The following is a 650-nucleotide window of genomic DNA, read 5'->3' as shown; positions in this document are numbered from 1 at the left end:
GGGGACCAGGTGATCCAGGCCCTCGATGACGGTGACGTCCACGCCGAAGGAGTTCCACATGGAGGCGAACTCGGAGCCGATGACGCCGCCGCCCAGCACGATCGCGGACTTGGGGGTCCAGTCGATCTCGAGGGCCTCGGTGGAGGTCATGACCCGATCGCGGATCTCGATGCCCATGGTCTTCGAGTAGGAGCCCGAGGCCAGGATGATGTGCTTGCCGGTGTAGGTGGTGCCGTCGACGTCGATGGTGTTCTCACCGGTGAGCTTGCCGAAGCCGTCCACGACGGTGACCTTCTTGGACTTCATAAGTCCCTGCAGGCCCTTGTACTTGCCGGCGACGATGCTGTCCTTGTACTCGCGCACCTTGGCCATGTCCACGGAGACCTCGCCGATGCTCACGCCGTACTTCTCCGAGTTCTGGGCCTCGGTGGCCAGCTCGGCGGAGTGCAGGTACGCCTTGGTGGGGATGCAGCCCCAGTGCAGGCAGGTGCCGCCCAGCTTGGACTTCTCGATCAGTGCGACGCTGAAGCCCAGCTGGACTCCGCGAAGAGCTGCGGCGTAACCGGCGGATCCTCCGCCGAGCACCAGGATGTCGAATTCGTTGTCTGCCACGGATGACGCTCCCTTGCGATCTGTTCCACGTGCGCCCG

General features: G+C 64.3%; 1 protein-coding gene. It reads right to left on the bottom strand.

The genetic code is table 11. From position 1 onward, the window contains the following. Positions 1-612: FAD-dependent oxidoreductase (locus IG178_RS24725; RefSeq protein WP_193215240.1), on the bottom strand; the 612-nt coding region annotated here is incomplete at its 3' end. Between the last annotated feature and the right edge of the window lie 38 nt (positions 613-650).

This window comes from Neoluteolibacter marinus (assembly GCF_014904755.1).
GTDB lineage: Bacteria > Verrucomicrobiota > Verrucomicrobiia > Verrucomicrobiales > Akkermansiaceae > Haloferula > Haloferula marina.
Note: the sequence above shows the minus strand (reverse complement) of the source record. Positions and strands in the feature narration are given on the sequence as shown.